Source organism: Pseudomonas sp. 1D4, from assembly GCF_001728925.1.
Lineage (GTDB): Bacteria > Pseudomonadota > Gammaproteobacteria > Pseudomonadales > Pseudomonadaceae > Metapseudomonas > Metapseudomonas otitidis.
Window position 1 is genome coordinate 39,028 of sequence record NZ_LXJQ01000043.1, and the last position, 16,685, is coordinate 55,712.

Here is a 16,685-nt window from a genome sequence, read left to right on the forward strand (position 1 = left end):
AAAATACGACGCCCTTCACGCTTTTTACGCCTAAGAAGGGGACCAATTATTCCCATGAGTAACAAAAAAGTGTTACCGGCAGTTTGCCAGTAACACTTTCCAGAGGGAGGAATCCGACACGGAGGGGCAAGCCCTCCTCGGATCAGGCGAGGCTCTTGCTGACCACCTCGAAGACATCGCTGGACAGCTCGCCAGAGGCGAGGATGCGCTCCAGCTCGGCACGCATCAGGGCCTGCCGGGCCACGTCGTACTTGCGCCAGCGGGTCAGCGGCGCCAGTTGACGCGAGGCGATCTGCGGGTTGAGCGCGTTGAGGGTGATGACGTGGTCGGCAAGGAAGCGATAACCCGCACCGTCGGCCCGGTGGAAGTTCACCAGGTTCTGGTTGGCGAACGCCCCGATCAACGCACGCACCTTGTTGGGGTTCTTCAGGGTGAAGGCCGGGTGGGCCATCAGCGCCTGCACCCGCTCCAGCCCGCCCGGCAGGGTGCAGCCGGCCTGGACGCTGAACCACTGGTCCATCACCAGCGGATTGTCCTTGAAGTAGTCGGCGAAGCTCGCCAGCGCCTTGGCCTTCTCGTCCTCGAAGCTGGAGTTGACCAGCACCGAGAGTGCCGTCAGGCGTTCGGTCATGTTGTCGCAAGCCTCGAACTGCTCCAGACAGGCCTGGAGAACCTCGGCCTTGCCACTGAGCATCAGGTAGGACAGCGCGATGTTCTGCACGGTGCGGCGGGCAAAATGTTCAGCGGAGGCGACATAGGGCGTCTCGCGCGAGAGGGCGCGATTGGCCTGGTAACGCGCCAGCAGCTGCGGGAACAGGGCATCACTGATCGAACGACGGGCGAACTCGCGGGCCGCGTGGATGGCGTCCACATCCGCCACCTCGCTGATCTCGGTCAGGTAGGCCTCGCTGGGCAGCGACAGCATCTCCGCCACCATCGCCTGGTCCAGGGCCTGGTCCTCCAGCAAGGTACGGAAGGCATCCAGCAGGCGGCTGTCCAGTGCCAGTTGTTCGCCACGCTGGTGCTGCCCGATCAGCTCCTGCAGCACCTGCACGGAAAGCTGCTGACCGGCATCCCAGCGGTTGAAGCCGTCGCTGTCGTGCTGCATGAGGAACATCAGTTGATCGCGGCTGTACGGGAAGCTCAGCTTCACCGGCGCGGAAAAACCGCGGAGCAGGGACGGCAGCGGCTTTTCCGCCACGTCGACGAAGGTGAAGGTCTGCTCAGCCTCAGTGACGGCGACCACCCGGTTGGCGCCCTCGGCCTTCGCCTCGCCCGCCAGGCGCAATGGCAGGTCGTTTCCGGCGGCGTCCAGCAGCCCCAGCTCCACGGGGATGACGAAGGGCAGCTTCTCGGTCTGACCGGGGGTGGCCGGGCAGCTCTGGCGGAAGGTCAGGCTGTAGGTCCTGGCGGCGGCATCGTAGGCGTCCTCGACCACCAGGCGCGGGGTGCCGGCCTGGCTGTACCAGCGCTTGAACTGGGTGAGGTCGACGCCATTGGCGTCCTCCATGGCCTTGACGAAATCGTCACAGGTCACGGCCTGGCCGTCGTGGCGCTCGAAGTACAGGTCGGTGCCCTTGCGGAAGCCCTCGGCGCCCAACAGGGTGTGGATCATGCGCACCACTTCCGAACCCTTCTCGTAGACGGTCAGGGTGTAGAAGTTGGAGATCTCGATGAAGGAGTCCGGGCGCACCGGGTGGGCCATGGGGCCCGCGTCCTCGGCGAACTGGTTGGTACGCAGGAAGGCCACGTCCTCGATGCGCTTGACCGTGCGCGAATTCATGTCGGCGGAGAATTCCGCATCGCGGAACACGGTGAAGCCTTCCTTGAGCGACAGCTGGAACCAGTCGCGGCAGGTCACGCGGTTACCCGACCAGTTGTGGAAGTACTCGTGGGCCACCACCGCCTCGACGCGCTGGTGGGCAGCGTCGGTGGCAGTTTCGGCACGGGCCAGCACGCAACTGGAGTTGAAGATGTTGAGCCCCTTGTTCTCCATGGCGCCCATGTTGAAGTCGTTGACCGCGACGATCATGAAGATATCCAGGTCGTACTCGCGGCCGTAGACCTCCTCGTCCCAGCGCATGGACCTCTTCAGGCTGTCCATGGCGTGCTGCACCTTGTCAATGTTTTCCGGCTCGACATAGATGCGCAGGGTCACGTTGCGCTGGCTCATGGTGGTGAACACGTCTTCCACGCACCACAGGTCGCCCGCTACCAGGGCGAACAGGTAGGCCGGCTTCTTGAACGGGTCCTCCCAGGTCGCCCAATGGCGCCCGCCCTCCCCGGCCCCGCTGGCCACCGGGTTGCCGTTGGACAGCAGCACCGGGTAGCGATGCTGCTCGGCACTCACGGTGGTGGTGAAGCGGCTCATCACATCGGGGCGGTCGAGGTAGTAGGTGATCTTGCGGAAACCTTCTGCCTCGCACTGGGTGCAGAACATCTTCCCGGACTTGTACAGGCCTTCCAGCGCGGTGTTGCTCTCCGGGTGGATGCGCACGGTGCTGTCCAGGGTGAACTGCTCGGCGACCGGCTGCAGGGTCAGGTGGCTGTCGGTCAACTGGTAGTCGGCGGCGCCCAGCTCGCGGTCATCCATGGACAGCGACAGCAGTTCCAGTTGCTGGCCGTCCAGCACCAGCGCCGGCAGGGTGCCATCGGCACGCTCGGGGTTGCGGCGCATCACCAGTTGGGCATGGACCAGGGTGTGGTCCTCGTGCAGCTCGAAGGTCAGGGCGGTCTCGTCGATCAGGTAGTCCGGCGCCTGGTAGTCCTTGAGGTGGATGACGTTCGGTTGCTCGGTTCGCATGCTTGCCTCTCCGGTTCAGCGCGGGCTCGTGGCCCGCCTGCGCATGGTTGGATTACTGCCTGCCAGTGGCTCAGCCTTCGCAGCTGGCCGCGACCTGGTAGGACGTGAACTTGCGGATGTTGATGACGCCGGTGTCGAGGATCAGGTACTGCCCCTTGATGCCGCGCAAGGTCCCTTCCACCACTGGCGTCTTGTCCAGGTCGAGGCTCACCACCTTGGTCGGGTAGGCCTCGACGGGGTAACGGATTTCCAGCGGCTCGACGTCATTGAGCGGCTGGATGGCCTGGAGGCCGAAGCGCGATTGCAGGGCCTGGAGGCCCTCGCCACAGGTGTCGAACAGTGCCTCGCGCACTGCGAGCAGGTCGAGCGCCTCGGCCTCGCCCTTGAGTAGCGCGCGCCAGTTGGTGCGGTCCGCCACCTGGGTGCGCAGCAGGTCCTCCACCAGGCCGGACTGCTGGCGCGTGGCGACCCGCAGGATGGGCAGCGCCTGGCGGGCGCCCTGGTCGATCCAGCGGGTGGGCACCTGGCTGGCGCGGGTGATGCCAACCTTGATGCCCGAAGAGTTGGCCAGGTAGACGATGTGGTCGGTCATGCAGAACGACTCGCCCCAGCTCGGCTCGCGGCAGGTGCCGGCGTCGTAGTGGCAGCGCTCCGGGCTCATGATGCAGGTGTCGCACTGGGCCAGCGAGGTGAAGCAGGGGTAGCAGTAGCCCTGGCTGAAGCTCTTGCTGGTCTTTCGCCCGCAATGGCTGCAATGGATGCCGCCGAGGTATTCCAGGCGGATGCGCTTGCCCAACAGCGGGTTCACCGACACCTGCTCATCGCCCAGGCGGAAGGCGTACTGCACCACCGGGTCGCCCAGTTGCGCCGACATCTTGCTCAGCGCACCGCGCCCCAGCTCCAGCATGGTTTCAGCCCCCATCAGTGGATGGAGTCGGATTTGAAGAGGATGTTCGGCACGGGCTCGGACTTGGAGCTGCAGACCTGCGGGCCCATGTACCCGGTGCGCTGGTCTTCCGGCAGATTCTTGGCCTCCCAGGCGATGATGGCCTGCAGGCTCAGCTCCTTCTGCTCCTCGGTGAGCTTGCGACCATCGGCCCACTTGCCGATTTCCACGGCGAGCTTGAGGCTCTGGTAGACATCTTCGGTGATGTTGCTGATCAGTTGGGCGAAAGACGACATGGCATGACTCGCTGCATTCGTTCGGGGGAACAAGGAGCGGCATTCTAGCAGCTCGCAGCGAGCGCCAGGCGAGGCCGCCCGTGTCCCGATCTAGCGGCGCAAGCGGGCCAGCAGGCCGCCGATCAGGCCGGTGGCGCAGCCCGCCAGCAGGCCGCCCACGTGGGCACCGTTAGCGATTGCGCCGAATCCCAGCAGGCTGACCACGCCAGACAGGCACACCACCAGCCACACCAGCATCATCACCATCACCCCCGGCGGCAGCCGGTAGGCCGGGCACGGCGCCAGGCGCTGGAACAGCCAGCAGTGCCCGAGCAAGCCATAGAGCACACCCGACAGGCCACCGAACAGGCTCGGCCCGCTCACCCCGTACTGCACCAGGTTGGACACCAGGCTCAGCAGCAAGGTGAGTCCCAGCAGCATCCAGCCGCCCTGGCGGTATTCGATGCGCCGCCCCAGCTCCCACACCCACATGCCGTTCATGGCCAGATGCAGAATGCCGAAGTGCACCAGCATGGGCGTCACCAGGCGCCACCATTGGCCGGCCTGCAGGCTGTCGGCCAGCGGGGTGAAGAACACGTAATCGCCTTCCACGCGGAAGTCGAGGAAGGTCAGCCAGCTGACGGCCTGGAGGTTGTCACCCAGCGCCGTCACACCGGCACAGACCAGGGTCACCAGCAGCAGGGCCACGGTGAAAGGCGTGGCCTTGAGCCGCGCCCCCCAGGACTCGCGTACCGGCTCGGCCGGCGCGTGCCCCAGCACGAACTGAGGATCACCCTGGGGGAAGCGCGCATACAGGCCACGCACCTGCTCCGCCCAGTCTTCGCCGGGCACCCAGAGCACCTGCTCCTCGCGCTCCTCGCTGACCCGGTGCGGCACCTCCAGGCGCTGCAGCAGGGTGACGAATCCACTCAAGTCCACCGAGGCCGGCAGACGCATCGCGGCCACCACCGTCATCGGGGCTCCTCCGGGCGTTCCACCTCGACCCACACGAACTTCGCGGGGTCCAGGTGCAATTCATCGTCCAGCCGGTAGGCCACCAGCTTGCCGTACATCACGGCGCTGTAGTCCAGGCAGGCCAGGTTGGGGCGCAGCGGCGCCGGGCGCCCACGGCGCCAGTAATGCCCGACGAACAGCAGCGGCTCGTTGACGCCGTAGCTGAGCAGCGCCGAGCGGTGGGCGTCGGAGAGCGGCTGCCGCGCCACGTCTTCCGGCAGCGCATCGGGCTGGAAGACCACGTCGCCGTATGTACGCGGGTTGTCTTCCCAGAACTTGGTGCGGAACACCGAGCGGGTGAAGCCATCGCTGCCGGTCAGGGTCATGCCGCCGGGCAGTGGCAGGTCGGTCCCCCGCAGCAGGCGCTTGAACACCCGCTCGGCGAAGCCACCGCGCTCGGCCGAGGCCCGGATGAAGGCGGCGTCGATCCGCCCGTCCGGGTAGTCGCGGCGCACCGCCTCGATCAGGTCGTGGTCCCAGCAGGCATGCACCAGGCGGAAGCGGCCACCGTCGATGAACAGCGGCAGGTCCTGGAACCAGCGGAGGAAATCCTGCCAATCGCCGGGGTGGCCCTCGAACTGCTCGAGGGTCTCCTTCAACAGACGGGTATGCCGTTGCGTGTGGTCGTGTACGAAGGCCCGGCCACTGCCGGCCGGCGCCGGCGTCACCCAGCCGAGGGCGTTGTATTCATGGTTGCCCATGATGCAGCGGGCCTGGCCCGCCTCGACCATGGCGTGGACCAGGTGCAGCGCCTCGCGGATGCGCGGCCCACGATCAATGAGGTCACCGAGAAACAGGGCCATGCGCCACGGGTGGCGCCAGACATCGCCCTGCTTGCGATAGCCCAGCCGATCCAGCAGGCGCTCCAGGGTGTGCGCACACCCATGGATGTCGCCGATCAGGTCGTAGCCACGCCCGGCGTCCAGTTCCATCAGTCGCCACCACCCAGGCGGCTTCCCCAGCCGAGCTTGGTGCGGCACACCTCGTAATAGTTGTGGTCGAGCGGGTGAATCAGGCGCAGCTTCTGCGGCTTCTTGCGCACCGTGATGGTGTCGCCGGGGGCGCAGGTGAAGTGGTTCTGGCCATCGCAGGACACCAGCGGATAGATCTGCAGGTTGGGCGAGACCACGATCTTCAGCTCACTGGTGCTGTCCACCACGATGGGCCGGCTGGACAGGGTGTGCGGGTACATGGGCACGACAACGATGGCATCGAGCTTCGGGTGCATGATCGGCCCCCCGGCGGACAGCGCGTAGGCCGTGGAACCGGTGGGCGTGGCGATAATCAGGCCGTCGGCCTTCTGGGTGCAGACGAACTGGCCGTCGATGTGCAACTCGAACTCGATCATCCGGGTCGACTTGCCCGGGTGCAGCACGACGTCGTTCAGCGCGTCGCCCTGGCCGATGGCCTCGCCGTGCTGGCGGCGCACCTCGGCCTCCAGCAGGAAGCGCGTCTCGACGCTGTAGTGGCCGTCCAGCACCTCGGCCACCTTCACCTCCAGCTCATCGGGCTTGATGTCGGTGAGAAAGCCCAGGCTGCCACGGTTGATGCCCAGCACCGGGATGTTGTGGCGAGCCAGGGCGCGGGCGGCGCCGAGCATGCTGCCGTCACCGCCGACCACGATCACCAGGTCGCAGACCTCGCCAAGGATCTTCCGCGACGACGTCTGCAGGCCGTGGCCAGGCAGCACCTCGGCAATGGTGTCCTCGAGGATCACGTGGAGGTGGCGATCCAGCAGGAATCGCTTCAGGCGGCGGATGGTATCGAGCACATGGGGGCTCCCCAGGCGTCCGATGATGCCGATATTGCGGAATTGCTCCATGGGGCTCCAGCAGGGCTCTACGACGGGAGGAAATGCCGGCGATTATGGGCGAAAGCCCCTGGCAGCGGCAAACCGCTGCTCGACTATGCTGCCTGCATGACGCCCCTCCCCACCCTCACCGACCTGCCCCGTCACCTGCACCACCCCGCCGTGCGTGACCTCGCCTGGGCACTGCTCGCCCCACCCCTGCTGGCGCGCCCGGGGCCGACCCAGCGGCACCCGCTGAGCGCCTCCGATTGGGCCGCCGCGCCCCACCGGCTGGAAGCCTGGTTGCAAAACCTTGAGCAGGCACCGCAACCGCTGGAAGCATGGCTCGCCGGCCTGGCCTCCAGCCGCCTGGGGCTTCGCTTCGAGCGGCTTTGGCAGTACGCCCTGGCGCAGGCACCGGGCGTGCGCCTGCTGGCCAGCAACCTGCCGGTGCGCCAGCAAGGCAAGACGCTGGGGGAAATGGACCTGCTGCTGCAGGACGACCACGGCATCCACCATGTGGAGCTGGCCATCAAGCTCTACCTCGGCCCCCAGGCAGGGGGCGGGCATGACGCGGAGCACTGGTGCGGCACCGATATCAGCGACCGCCTCGACCTCAAGCTCGCCCACCTGCGCGAGCGCCAGTTGCCCCTTTCCAGCCTTGCTGTCAGCCGCTCTGCCCTGGAGAGCGTCGGCGCCTGGCCGGCCCAGGCATCGGCCTGGCTGGGCGGCTACCTGTTCTACCCCTGGCCTGGAGGGTGCGCAGCGCCGACCATCGCCAGCCCTGGCCACAACCGAGGCCTGTGGCTGCATCGCCGCCACTGCCAGGCCCTCATCGACCAGCATCCCCACGCCCGCTGGTACCCCCTGCCCCGCCCGGACTGGCTGGGCCCGACGCAGGTAGCGACCGAGCAGGCCTGGACACGGACACAACTGATGCAATGGCTGGCTGCACAGCCACCCGGCGGGCCGGCTTGGATACTGACAAGGCTGGCGCCGGAGGGCTCCCACTGGCGGGAGGTGGAAAGAGGGTTGGTGGTGAACGACGACTGGCCCGCGACGGGCTGAGCCCGCCGCAGCGACCGGTCAGCGACTGCGCTCGGTGCGCCCACCGGAACGGGCCAGGTAACCGGCACCGCTCTCGCACAACAGCGCATCGCGTTGCACCGCCGGCAGCGCGTCCAGGCCATCCCGCAGGGCGTAGGCGCGGAACCCCAACTGGGACAGCAGGAACACTGCGCTTGCGCTGCGCTTGCCGCTGTCGCAATAGCAGAGGTAGTCCCGTGATGGATCAAGCAGGCGGGTCTTCAGCCGCAGCAGATGCAGCGGCATGTTCAGCGCTTCGGGGGCATGGGCCCGCTCGTATTCGTCCTGCAGGCGCACATCCAGCCATTGGCCGCCTGCCGCCAGCAGCCGCGACGCCTCACCGAGGGACACCTCGTCCACCACGGGGGCACGCAGGAGGGCGAAGAAATCCTGGCGGTCCAGGCGCATCACCACCCCGTCCTCCAGCAGGGTGACACTGGCGTTGCGCGGTCGGTCGGACAGCAGCGCCTCTTCGCCGAAGCAGGCCCCCACCTCCAGCTCCGCCAGCACCTGGTGATCACTGCCGGCCCCACGGATCACCTCCGCGCGGCCCTCGCGGAGGAAGTAGCAGCAATCCCCCGCCTCGCCTTCGTGCAGCACCTCGCTGCCCGCCGGCAATTCGATCCGCTGCAGCCGCCCGACCATACGCTGGACGTTGGCCGGCGGCACCTTGCTGAACAGCGGGTTCTCCAGCAGGCGCTCCAGCCATTCGACGTCATCGCTGTCCATCTGCAGCAACAGGTCCTGGTAGGCGGAACGCCAGGTGATGAGGCGCGCGAGGGTGGCGCTGTCGATCGCCAGCACGCTGACCTCGGTGAGTGCCACAGCCTCCTGCAGACGCGGCAGGCTTGGCGAGAGCGGGTGGCAACTGGCTTCGCTGCCGGCCACCAGGCGGATTTCCGCCCCCAAAGCGTCCCGCAGCAGCAGCTCGCCGGCCAGCAGGTAATAGGTCAGCCGGGCCTGGTCACCACGCCGGAACAGCACCTGGCCCGCCAGCAGGGGCTGGGGCACCAGCTGCCCACGCAGCTCCCGCCACTGCTGCTCGGAAAGCGCATTGAGCGGTGTCAGGCTGCGCAACTGATCCGGATTGAGCGGTTCGGTCATCGATTGATTTCCAGAGCGTCGGCGGAGGTGGAAGTGTAGCCAGCCAGGAGATGCAGGCGCGTTGAAAGGGCGCGACGCCCCTGCAGTCCACCGGTGTGCAGCAGGACGATCCGACTGCCGGCAGCAAGGTAACCGGCCTCGATCTGCTGGCGCAACGCCAGCAATGCCTTGACGGTGTAGAGCGGGTCCAGCTCGATGCCACCCTCGGCCTCCCAGGCGAGCATGGCGCGGGCCAGCTCGGCGTCGACCCGGCCGAAACCGCCTCGGCTGGCGTCCAGCAGGCGGTACCCGCCATCGGCCACACCCACCTCGTTCAGCAGCGCGCAGACCTGCTCCGCCACGCCGTGGTCCGCCGGCACCGCCAGGGCCCCCACCACTGGGTGGTGGCCAGTCTCGCCGAGCACCAGCCCGGCCAGGGTGGTGCCGGTGCCGGCAGCGGTCCACAGCGCGTCGTAGTCGGCCCAGCCCAGTACCGGCAACTGCCGTTGGATCATCGCCACCAATGGCGCGCAGCCGAGGGCGCCCGGTAATCCGCCACCGCCCTCGGGTACCGGCATCAGCGCGGGGTAGCGGGCCTGCCAATCGTCCCAGAAGCCCGGCGCATGGCGGGCCCGATAGCCGCCATAGCCCAGCCAGTGCAGGGTCATGCCGAAACGGCGCAGGTCCGCGACGGTCGGGGTGTCCTGGGGGTTGCCACGCATCAGGCCCACGGTGTCGAAGCCGAAGCGCTGGCCAGCCGCCGCCACCGCATGCAGATGATTGGAATGGGCCCCGCCCAGGGTCATCACTCCATTGCAGCCGGCAGCCGCCGCCCGCTGCAAATGGGGCGCCAGCTTGAACCACTTGTTGCCGCTCACCAGCGGGTCGATGCGGTCGAGGCGCAGCATCGCCACCTCGACGCCCGCACGCCTCAGCCACCCCAGGCGCAAGGGTTCAAGAAGGGCTTGCGGGTTCCAGTCGGGAGGCGGCAATGGCACGGATGGGCTCGCTCGGAAAAGGCGCGGAGCTTACGGCAAGCGCCACGCCATGGCGATCAGCTCACCGTGCGCAGACGGGCCGTGGCCTTGTGGCGGGCACAACAGTTGGAATCGCCCACCACGAAGCGGCTGGGCGTGTCCACCCGGTCGATGGGCATGCCGCAGCGCTCGCCGCTGGGCAGGGACGCTTCGCAGGTGGGCTGCTGGTAGTGGGCCAGCCACTGGCGGTACTGCGCCTCGGAGACGAAGCACTTGGCCGCCGCGTAGGCGTAGGGGTTGTCCTGGTAGCGGGCAATATCCTGCAGCGGGATGGTCAGGTGGCCGGCGCCCGGATGGTAGACCACGAACACAACGCCCAGGCGGGCCAGGCGTTCGAGGATCTGGTCGCCGCCCTGGTTCACCAGTTGCTCGCGCTCCTGCTTGAGGCGGTCGATTTCCTGCTGCAGCTGGGTATCCAGCTCGTTGCGGTAGGCCAGCTCGACGTCGCGGATGGCGATCTGTTCCTTGTAGTCCATGACGGCCGCGGCCACCTTGGCCTGCAGCTCGCCTTCGAACTGGGAGCGGAGAATGTCCACCTCGGTGCGCCCGTGGCGCTCCAATGCGCGCAGTTGCTGGCTCATCTCCTCGCGGGACTTCTGGAAGCCTTCGGCCTGGACCTGCAACTGACGCTTGAGGTCGGCGTTCATCTCCTGCTGCTGGCGCAGCTCCAACTGCAGGGACTCGATGGTCTGCTGCTGTTCGCGCGCCTTCTCCTCGGCGGCCAGGCGGTACTTGGCCAGGGCCTCTTCGTTCTGCTGGCCGAGGCTGGCGATGCGCAGGCGCTGCTGCTTGATCAGTTGCGCGGTCTTGAGGCGGTGCTCCTGCTCCAGTTGCTGCGCCAGCTTCTCGGCCATTTCGGCGGCGGCATCCGGCGGCGCGTACCACTTGTCCTCCGGCGCCATCTGCAGGCGCTGGGGCTCGACCACCTGGGGCGCGTCCTCTTCCACCATCAGGCCGAGGGCGTTGCGGCGCACGGTGTCGCGCACCAGGGCCAGATCGTTCTGGCCGGGGGCGAGGCTCGGGTCCCACATGTGCATCTGGTGCCAGGAGACCGGGCACTGGCTGCGGCAGGCGAGGCGGATGGGGCCGGCGCCCAGATCGGGGCCGCGCCCGGCGCGTTCGGCCAGGTGGCGCAGGGGCATGTTCCAGCCGGTGTCGGCCTGCCCTTTTTCGTCAAAGTCGAGGTAGAAGAAGACCAGCGAGCGGACCATCAGGCGCGGGTTGATCAGGACGTAGACCAGGCGCATCTGCTGGTCGGCGAACTCGGGCATGTTCACCACGCCATCGAGCATCGCCTCGAACTCGGGGAAGAGCATTTCCTTGCAGATGCCCCGTTCATTGAAGAACAGCACGGCCTCAACCATCTGCGGCTTGTTCTGCATGCTCATCGGGTTTACCTCTGGCCAACGCGGTGAGTCCCAGGTGGGACGGGCGACTTCCTTGTCGGTAAAACGGGGCCTTTTTGACAGGCGCACCGGCTGATCGTCGGAGTCTAGGGTAAAAGCCGAGGCGGGCAATGTGACTGGGTTGGCACTCGTCCGGCCCCTGGCGAGAGGCGGACGAAGTGCACGGCTGTTTTGTGATGGGGTTGGAGAGTTTCAGCCTTTCAGGGTGGCGAGATAGGGTGCCAGGCGCCGCCCCATCTCCTCGCCGAGGGCCGCCAGGCCGCTCATCGGGCGCACCATCACCTCGAATTCGCGGATCAGGCCCTGCTCGTCGAAGCGGATCATGTCGATGCCCTTGAGGTCACGCCCGCCCACCCGCGCACTGAACTCCAGCACCACGTTGAGGCCATCGTCGCTGACCAGTTCGCGGTGGTAGGCGAAGTCCTGGAACACCTGCAGCACGGTATTGAGGATGAGGTTGACCGCCTGCGCGCCCGGGTAGGGCGTGTGGGCCATGGGCGAGCGGAACACCGCCTCGGGGTGCAGCAGTTCGGGCAGGCGGCTGAGGTCCTGGCTGGCGATGAACTGGTGCCAGCGCTGCAGGCTGGCGGCCGCGGCAGGGTTGAGTCGGGCGTCGAGGGACATCGGCTTCTCCTTGTTTTTATCAGCCTATAAAGAGAGCGCCCCGCACGAGGCGGGGCGTCTGTCGATCAGAGTTCGGCGGCGAGGCGCGAACCCTGGTTGATGGCGCGCTTGGCGTCCAGCTCGGCGGCCACGTCGGCCCCGCCCACCAGGTGCACGGACTGCCCGGCAGCCACCAGGCCCTCGTGCAGCTCGCGCAGCGGGTCCTGGCCGGCGCAGACGATGACGGTGTCCACCGGCAGCACCTGGGGCTCACCCTCGGCGATGCGGATGTGCAGGCCGGCGTCATCGACCTTGAGGTACTCCACCGAGTTGAGCATCTGCACCTGCTTGTTCTTCAGGCCGGTGCGGTGAATCCAGCCGGTGGTCTTGCCCAGGCCGTCGCCCACCTTGGATTTCTTGCGCTGCAGCAGGAACACCTGGCGGGCCGCCGCATGGGGCTGCGGTTTGACGCCGGCGATGCCGCCACGGGCTTCCAGCGCGCCGTCGATGCCCCACTCCTTCCAGAACGCCTCGCGGTCGAGGCTGGTGGAGGTGCCCTGGTGGGTGATGAACTCGGAGACGTCGAAGCCGATGCCGCCAGCGCCGATCACCGCCACGGTCTGCCCCACCGGCTTGCGCTCGAGGATGGCGTCCAGGTAGCCGATCACCTTCGGATGGTCGATGCCCGGAATGGCAGGGGTGCGCGGAGCGATGCCGGTGGCCAGGATGATCTCGTCGAAACCGCCCTTGACCAGGTCCTCGACGCTGACGCGGGTGTTCAGGCGCAGGTCGACACCGGTGGTTTCCAGCTTGCGCTTGAAGTAGCGCAGGGTCTCGTAGAACTCCTCCTTGCCCGGCACGCGCTTGGCCACGTTGAACTGGCCGCCGATCTCGGCGGCCGCGTCGAACAGGGTCACGCTGTGGCCGCGCTCGGCGGCGACGGTGGCACTGGCCAGGCCCGCCGGGCCGGCACCGACCACGGCGATCTTCTTCACCTGGGTGGTGGGGATGTAGTTCAGCTCGGTTTCGTGGCAGGCACGCGGGTTCACCAGGCAGCTGGTCAGCTTGCCGCCGAAGGTGTGGTCCAGGCAGGCCTGGTTGCAGCCGATGCAGGTGTTGATCTCGTCGCTGCGGCCTTCGGCGGCCTTGTTGACGAAGTCAGGGTCGGCGAGGAACGGGCGGGCCATGGACACCATGTCGGCGTCGCCTTCGGCCAGCACCTGCTCGGCCACTTCCGGGGTGTTGATGCGGTTGGTGGTGATCAGCGGGATCTTCACCTCGCCGCGGAGCTTGGCGGTGACCTTGGTGAAGGCCGCGCGCGGCACCTTGGTGGCGATGGTGGGGATGCGCGCCTCGTGCCAGCCGATGCCGGTGTTGATGAAGGTGGCACCGGCAGCCTCGATGGCCTTGGCCAGGGTGACGATCTCGTCCCAGGTGCTGCCGCCTTCCACCAGGTCCAGCATGGACAGGCGGTAGATGATGATGAAGTTCGGGCCCACGGCCTCGCGCACGCGGCGGACGATCTCCACCGGCAGGCGCATGCGGTTCTCGTAGCTCCCACCCCAGCGGTCGGTGCGCTGGTTGGTGTGGGCGGCGAGGAACTGGTTGATGAAGTAGCCTTCGGAGCCCATCACCTCGACGCCGTCGTACTCGGCCTTCTGCGCCAGTACGGAGCAGTTCACGAAGTCCTGGATCTGCTTCTCGATACCCGCCTCATCCAGCTCGTGGGGCTTGAAGGGGTTTATCGGCGCCTGGATGGCGGACGGCGCGACGGACTTGGGGCTGTAGGCATAGCGGCCGGCGTGGAGGATCTGCATGCAGATCTTGCCGCCCGCCTCGTGCACGGCGCGGGTGACGATGCGGTGCTTCTCGGCCTCTTCCTCGGTGGTCAGCTTGGCCGCACCGGAGTAGACGCCGCCCTCCTCGTTCGGGCCGATGCCGCCGGTCACCATCAGGCCGACGCCGCCACGGGCGCGCTCGGCGAAATAGGCGGCCATGCGCTCGAAGCCGTTGGGCTTCTCCTCCAGGCCGGTGTGCATCGACCCCATCAGGGTACGGTTGCGCAGGGTGGTGAAGCCCAGATCGAGGGGCGCGAGCAGGTGCGGGTAAGCGGCCATGGGGTGGGATCTCCAGCAGACTTTTTCTATCACGGGTGCCACGGCCTCACTGGCTGTGGTCGGTTATGGGCCAGACGATAGTCAGCGATACGAAGCCGCTCAATGATCGAAAGTGACAACTTACTGATCCAAGCGCGCAGCGGCCCTTGGCAATCCGAGCCCGCTCCCCTACCCTGGCCGGCACCTTCACGATGACCGAGCCGACATGCGCAAACTGCTCTACACCCTCGCCTGTGCCCTGCTGGCCGGCCTGCTGGTGGCCTACTCGCTGTGGACCGACCAGCGCCCTGTCGGCCATTACCTGTCGGACCTGCGCAGCGAAGTGGCGATCAACCAGGGGCAGCCCGGCGAGCGCGGCAACCTGCTGGGCATCCAGCCCGAACTCTTCGCCGCCGACTACCAGAGCGTGGAGCGCCTGCGCCTGAAACTGGCCGCCTACCTGGGCAAGGCCCGTGACCAGGGCCTGCTCAACGAGCGCACCATCGTCGTGCTGCCCGAGCATATCGGCACCTGGCTAGTGGCCGCCGGTGAGAAACCCCAGGTCTACCAGGCCCACCACCTCGATGAGGCGATGCTCTGGCTGGCCGCCGCCAACCCCCTGCGCCTGGTCCGCGCCCTGGCCGGCGGCCACGGTGACGACCGCTTCACCGACGCGGTCTTCCGCATGAAGGCCCGGCGCATGGCCGACGACTACCAGGCGCTGTTCGGCGGCCTGGCCAAGGATTTCGGCGTGACCCTGGTGGCCGGCTCCATCCTGCTACCCGCGCCCCGAGTCGAAGGCGGCGCCCTGCAGGCCAGCGACGGCCCGCTTTACAACGTCAGCCTGGTCTTCGACAGCCACGGCCTGCCCATCGGCCAGCCGCAGCCGAAGCTGCACCCCGACCACCATGAGCGCGCCTACACCCAGGCCGGCCCGATCGCCAGGCTGAGCGCCGTTGACACTCCCACCGGCCGCCTGGGCGTCCTCCTCGGAGAAGACGGCCGCAGCCCCGAAGGCCGGGAGGCCCTCGCGGAACAGGGTGCGGAGCTGCTGGCCTACCCGGCCTTCGCTCCCGGCAACGGCAGTTGGGATCGTCCACTGGCCGGCGGCGCACACGCCCTGGATCTCTGGCGCGAACAGCTGCACGCCCCCCATGCCCGCGCGACGCTGGCGGTATTCCTGCGTGGTCAGTTGTGGGACCTGGGCAGCGATGGTCGCAGCCTGGTGGGCACCGCCACGGACACGGCGGTGGCCGATACCGGGCGCGGCGCCAAGCTGGTGAACATCTGGCTATGAAGGCGCCCCGGGTCAAACTGGGGGACCTGTCCGTCGGCTTCGTGCAGAACCTGGCGGAAACCCTGCGCGCCCACGGCCATGACCCGGTGCCGCTGCTGGACCAGTACGGCCTGGACGCCGCGCGCCTGGCCGAACCCCGTGGCCGACTGTCCATCCCCCGCTACATGCGCCTGGGCCACGCCGCCAGCCAGTTGCTGGACGAACCCGCCCTGGGCCTGGCCATGGGCCGCCTGGGGCGCTTCAGCCAGTTGGGGCTGGCCGGCGTCACGGCTGAACAAGCGCCCAACGTGCGCGAGGCGGCCCGCACGCTGACCCGCTTCGAGCCGCTCTATGCACAGAACTACCGGGGCCAATCGAGCTTCCACGAGGACGCCAGCGGGGCCTGGCTGCGCTTCTATTCCATCAGCCCGTACAACGCCTACAACCGCTTCGTGGTGGATTCGGTGCTGGCAAGCTGGGCCTGCCAGCTCGGCCATCTCGCGGGCCGAGCGCTGCAGCCGGAACGAGTCGAGATCGAATTCCCCGCCCCGACTTACGCCGAGCGCTACGGCGAGCTGTTCGGCTGCCCAGTGGAGTTCGGCGCCGCCACCAACCAGTTGCGCCTGTCGAGGGACACCCTGGCCCTGCGCAACCCGGCCCACTGCCCCAGCACCTGGCGCCAGTTGCTGGAACTGTGCGAGCGCGAGCTGGAGCAACTGACCCGCACACGCAGCCTGCGCGAGCGCATCGCCCAGTTGCTCGGCCCCCTGCTCCACGGCCGCGAACCCGACCTGGAAGAGGTCGCGGCGCGCCTGCAACTGCCCACCTGGACCCTGCGACGCAAGCTCGCCGAGGAAGGCACTCAGTTCCGCAGCATTCTCAACGACACCCGCCGCGACCTGGCCATGGCCTACATACGCGACACCGAACTGGCCTTCGGCGAGATCGCCTACCTGCTGGGTTTCGCCTCCGCCGAGGCCTTCCAGCGCGCGTTCAAGCGCTGGAGCGGCAACACCCCCGGCGAATTCCGCCGCGCCCAACGCCAGGTCGGCTGATCACAGTTCGGTGGCGTCATCGGCGGGCTCGGGCAGGTCGCGCTCGCAGGCATGCAGGTCGAGCAACTCCTCTTGGTAATCGTCCATCTCTCACCCTCCAGACGGCCCCGTGCGGGCCCCTTTGGGAGGTAACGAACCGGCTGAAGCGAAATCCAGGAATCCCCCATCCAGCGCACACCATGGCACCGGGGCCGTGCAGCGGTTCGGGAAAGGAAGGGAGCCCAGGCCAACCGGCCAGGCCCCCGGCAGGCCTATAAAAAGGAAGGCAAAGAAAAA

14 protein-coding genes are annotated in these 16,685 nt (G+C 67.5%); 3 read left to right on the forward strand and 11 right to left on the reverse strand.

Annotated elements, in window-relative coordinates; translation table 11 throughout:
- Positions 1-142 precede the first annotated feature (142 nt).
- The 6 genes from pepN to A7D27_RS19940 form a co-directional block, all read right to left on the reverse strand.
- Positions 143-2,803 (reverse strand): aminopeptidase N, encoded by a 2,661-nt coding sequence (pepN, locus tag A7D27_RS19915; RefSeq protein ID WP_069565866.1) that lies wholly within the window; start codon positions 2,801-2,803, stop codon positions 143-145.
- Between the two features lie 70 nt (positions 2,804-2,873).
- The gene (locus tag A7D27_RS19920; protein ID WP_069565867.1) at positions 2,874-3,710 is read right to left on the reverse strand and encodes a DUF2797 domain-containing protein; all 837 of its coding nucleotides are present in this window, start codon (positions 3,708-3,710) and stop codon (positions 2,874-2,876) included.
- Between the two features lie 14 nt (positions 3,711-3,724).
- Positions 3,725-3,985: a YeaC family protein gene (locus tag A7D27_RS19925; protein ID WP_044408569.1), complete on the reverse strand. Its 261-nt coding sequence runs from the start codon at positions 3,983-3,985 to the stop codon at positions 3,725-3,727.
- Between the two features lie 90 nt (positions 3,986-4,075).
- Positions 4,076-4,939, reverse strand: a complete 864-nt coding sequence (locus tag A7D27_RS19930; RefSeq protein WP_069565868.1) for a rhomboid family intramembrane serine protease — start codon at positions 4,937-4,939, stop codon at positions 4,076-4,078.
- Positions 4,936-5,910, reverse strand: coding sequence for a metallophosphoesterase (locus A7D27_RS19935; protein ID WP_069561750.1), 975 nt, complete (start codon positions 5,908-5,910; stop codon positions 4,936-4,938). The genes A7D27_RS19930 and A7D27_RS19935 overlap by 4 nt, the downstream gene beginning before the upstream one ends.
- Positions 5,910-6,800 carry an NAD(+) kinase gene (locus A7D27_RS19940; protein WP_044408577.1) on the reverse strand — a complete coding sequence of 297 codons (891 nt, stop codon included), beginning with the start codon at positions 6,798-6,800 and terminating at the stop codon, positions 5,910-5,912. Before A7D27_RS19940 ends, A7D27_RS19935 begins: the two co-directional genes overlap by 1 nt.
- A gap of 96 nt (positions 6,801-6,896) precedes the next feature.
- Between A7D27_RS19940 and A7D27_RS19945 the strand changes: the two genes are divergently transcribed.
- Entirely contained in the window at positions 6,897-7,835 is a 939-nt protein-coding gene (locus A7D27_RS19945) for a DUF1853 family protein (RefSeq protein WP_069565869.1), read from the forward strand.
- Between the two features lie 18 nt (positions 7,836-7,853).
- Here the strand turns inward: A7D27_RS19945 and A7D27_RS19950 are convergent, their stop codons facing one another.
- The 5 genes from A7D27_RS19950 to A7D27_RS19970 all read right to left on the reverse strand — a co-directional run bounded on the left by A7D27_RS19950 (position 7,854) and on the right by A7D27_RS19970 (position 14,099).
- Positions 7,854-8,957 carry a cyclic nucleotide-binding domain-containing protein gene (locus tag A7D27_RS19950; RefSeq protein WP_069565870.1) on the reverse strand — a complete coding sequence of 368 codons (1,104 nt, stop codon included), beginning with the start codon at positions 8,955-8,957 and terminating at the stop codon, positions 7,854-7,856.
- Positions 8,954-9,928 carry a 1-aminocyclopropane-1-carboxylate deaminase/D-cysteine desulfhydrase gene (locus A7D27_RS19955; protein ID WP_170832311.1) on the reverse strand — a complete coding sequence of 325 codons (975 nt, stop codon included), beginning with the start codon at positions 9,926-9,928 and terminating at the stop codon, positions 8,954-8,956. Before A7D27_RS19955 ends, A7D27_RS19950 begins: the two co-directional genes overlap by 4 nt.
- Before the next feature lie 62 nt (positions 9,929-9,990).
- Positions 9,991-11,361, reverse strand: a complete 1,371-nt coding sequence (locus tag A7D27_RS19960; protein ID WP_069561747.1) for a chromosome partitioning protein ParA — start codon at positions 11,359-11,361, stop codon at positions 9,991-9,993.
- A gap of 210 nt (positions 11,362-11,571) precedes the next feature.
- Positions 11,572-12,003, reverse strand: coding sequence for a nuclear transport factor 2 family protein (locus tag A7D27_RS19965; protein WP_069565872.1), 432 nt, complete (start codon positions 12,001-12,003; stop codon positions 11,572-11,574).
- A 65-nt stretch (positions 12,004-12,068) separates the two neighbouring features.
- Positions 12,069-14,099, reverse strand: a complete 2,031-nt coding sequence (locus A7D27_RS19970) for an NADPH-dependent 2,4-dienoyl-CoA reductase (protein ID WP_069565873.1) — start codon at positions 14,097-14,099, stop codon at positions 12,069-12,071.
- 205 nt (positions 14,100-14,304) lie between these two features.
- On the opposite strand from A7D27_RS19970, the gene A7D27_RS19975 reads away from it, so the two are divergent.
- Positions 14,305-15,375, forward strand: coding sequence for a carbon-nitrogen hydrolase family protein (locus tag A7D27_RS19975; protein WP_069561744.1), 1,071 nt, complete (start codon positions 14,305-14,307; stop codon positions 15,373-15,375).
- The gene (locus A7D27_RS19980) at positions 15,372-16,409 is read left to right on the forward strand and encodes an AraC family transcriptional regulator (RefSeq protein ID WP_069565874.1); all 1,038 of its coding nucleotides are present in this window, start codon (positions 15,372-15,374) and stop codon (positions 16,407-16,409) included. The genes A7D27_RS19975 and A7D27_RS19980 overlap by 4 nt, the downstream gene beginning before the upstream one ends.
- Positions 16,410-16,685: the final 276 nt, after the last annotated feature.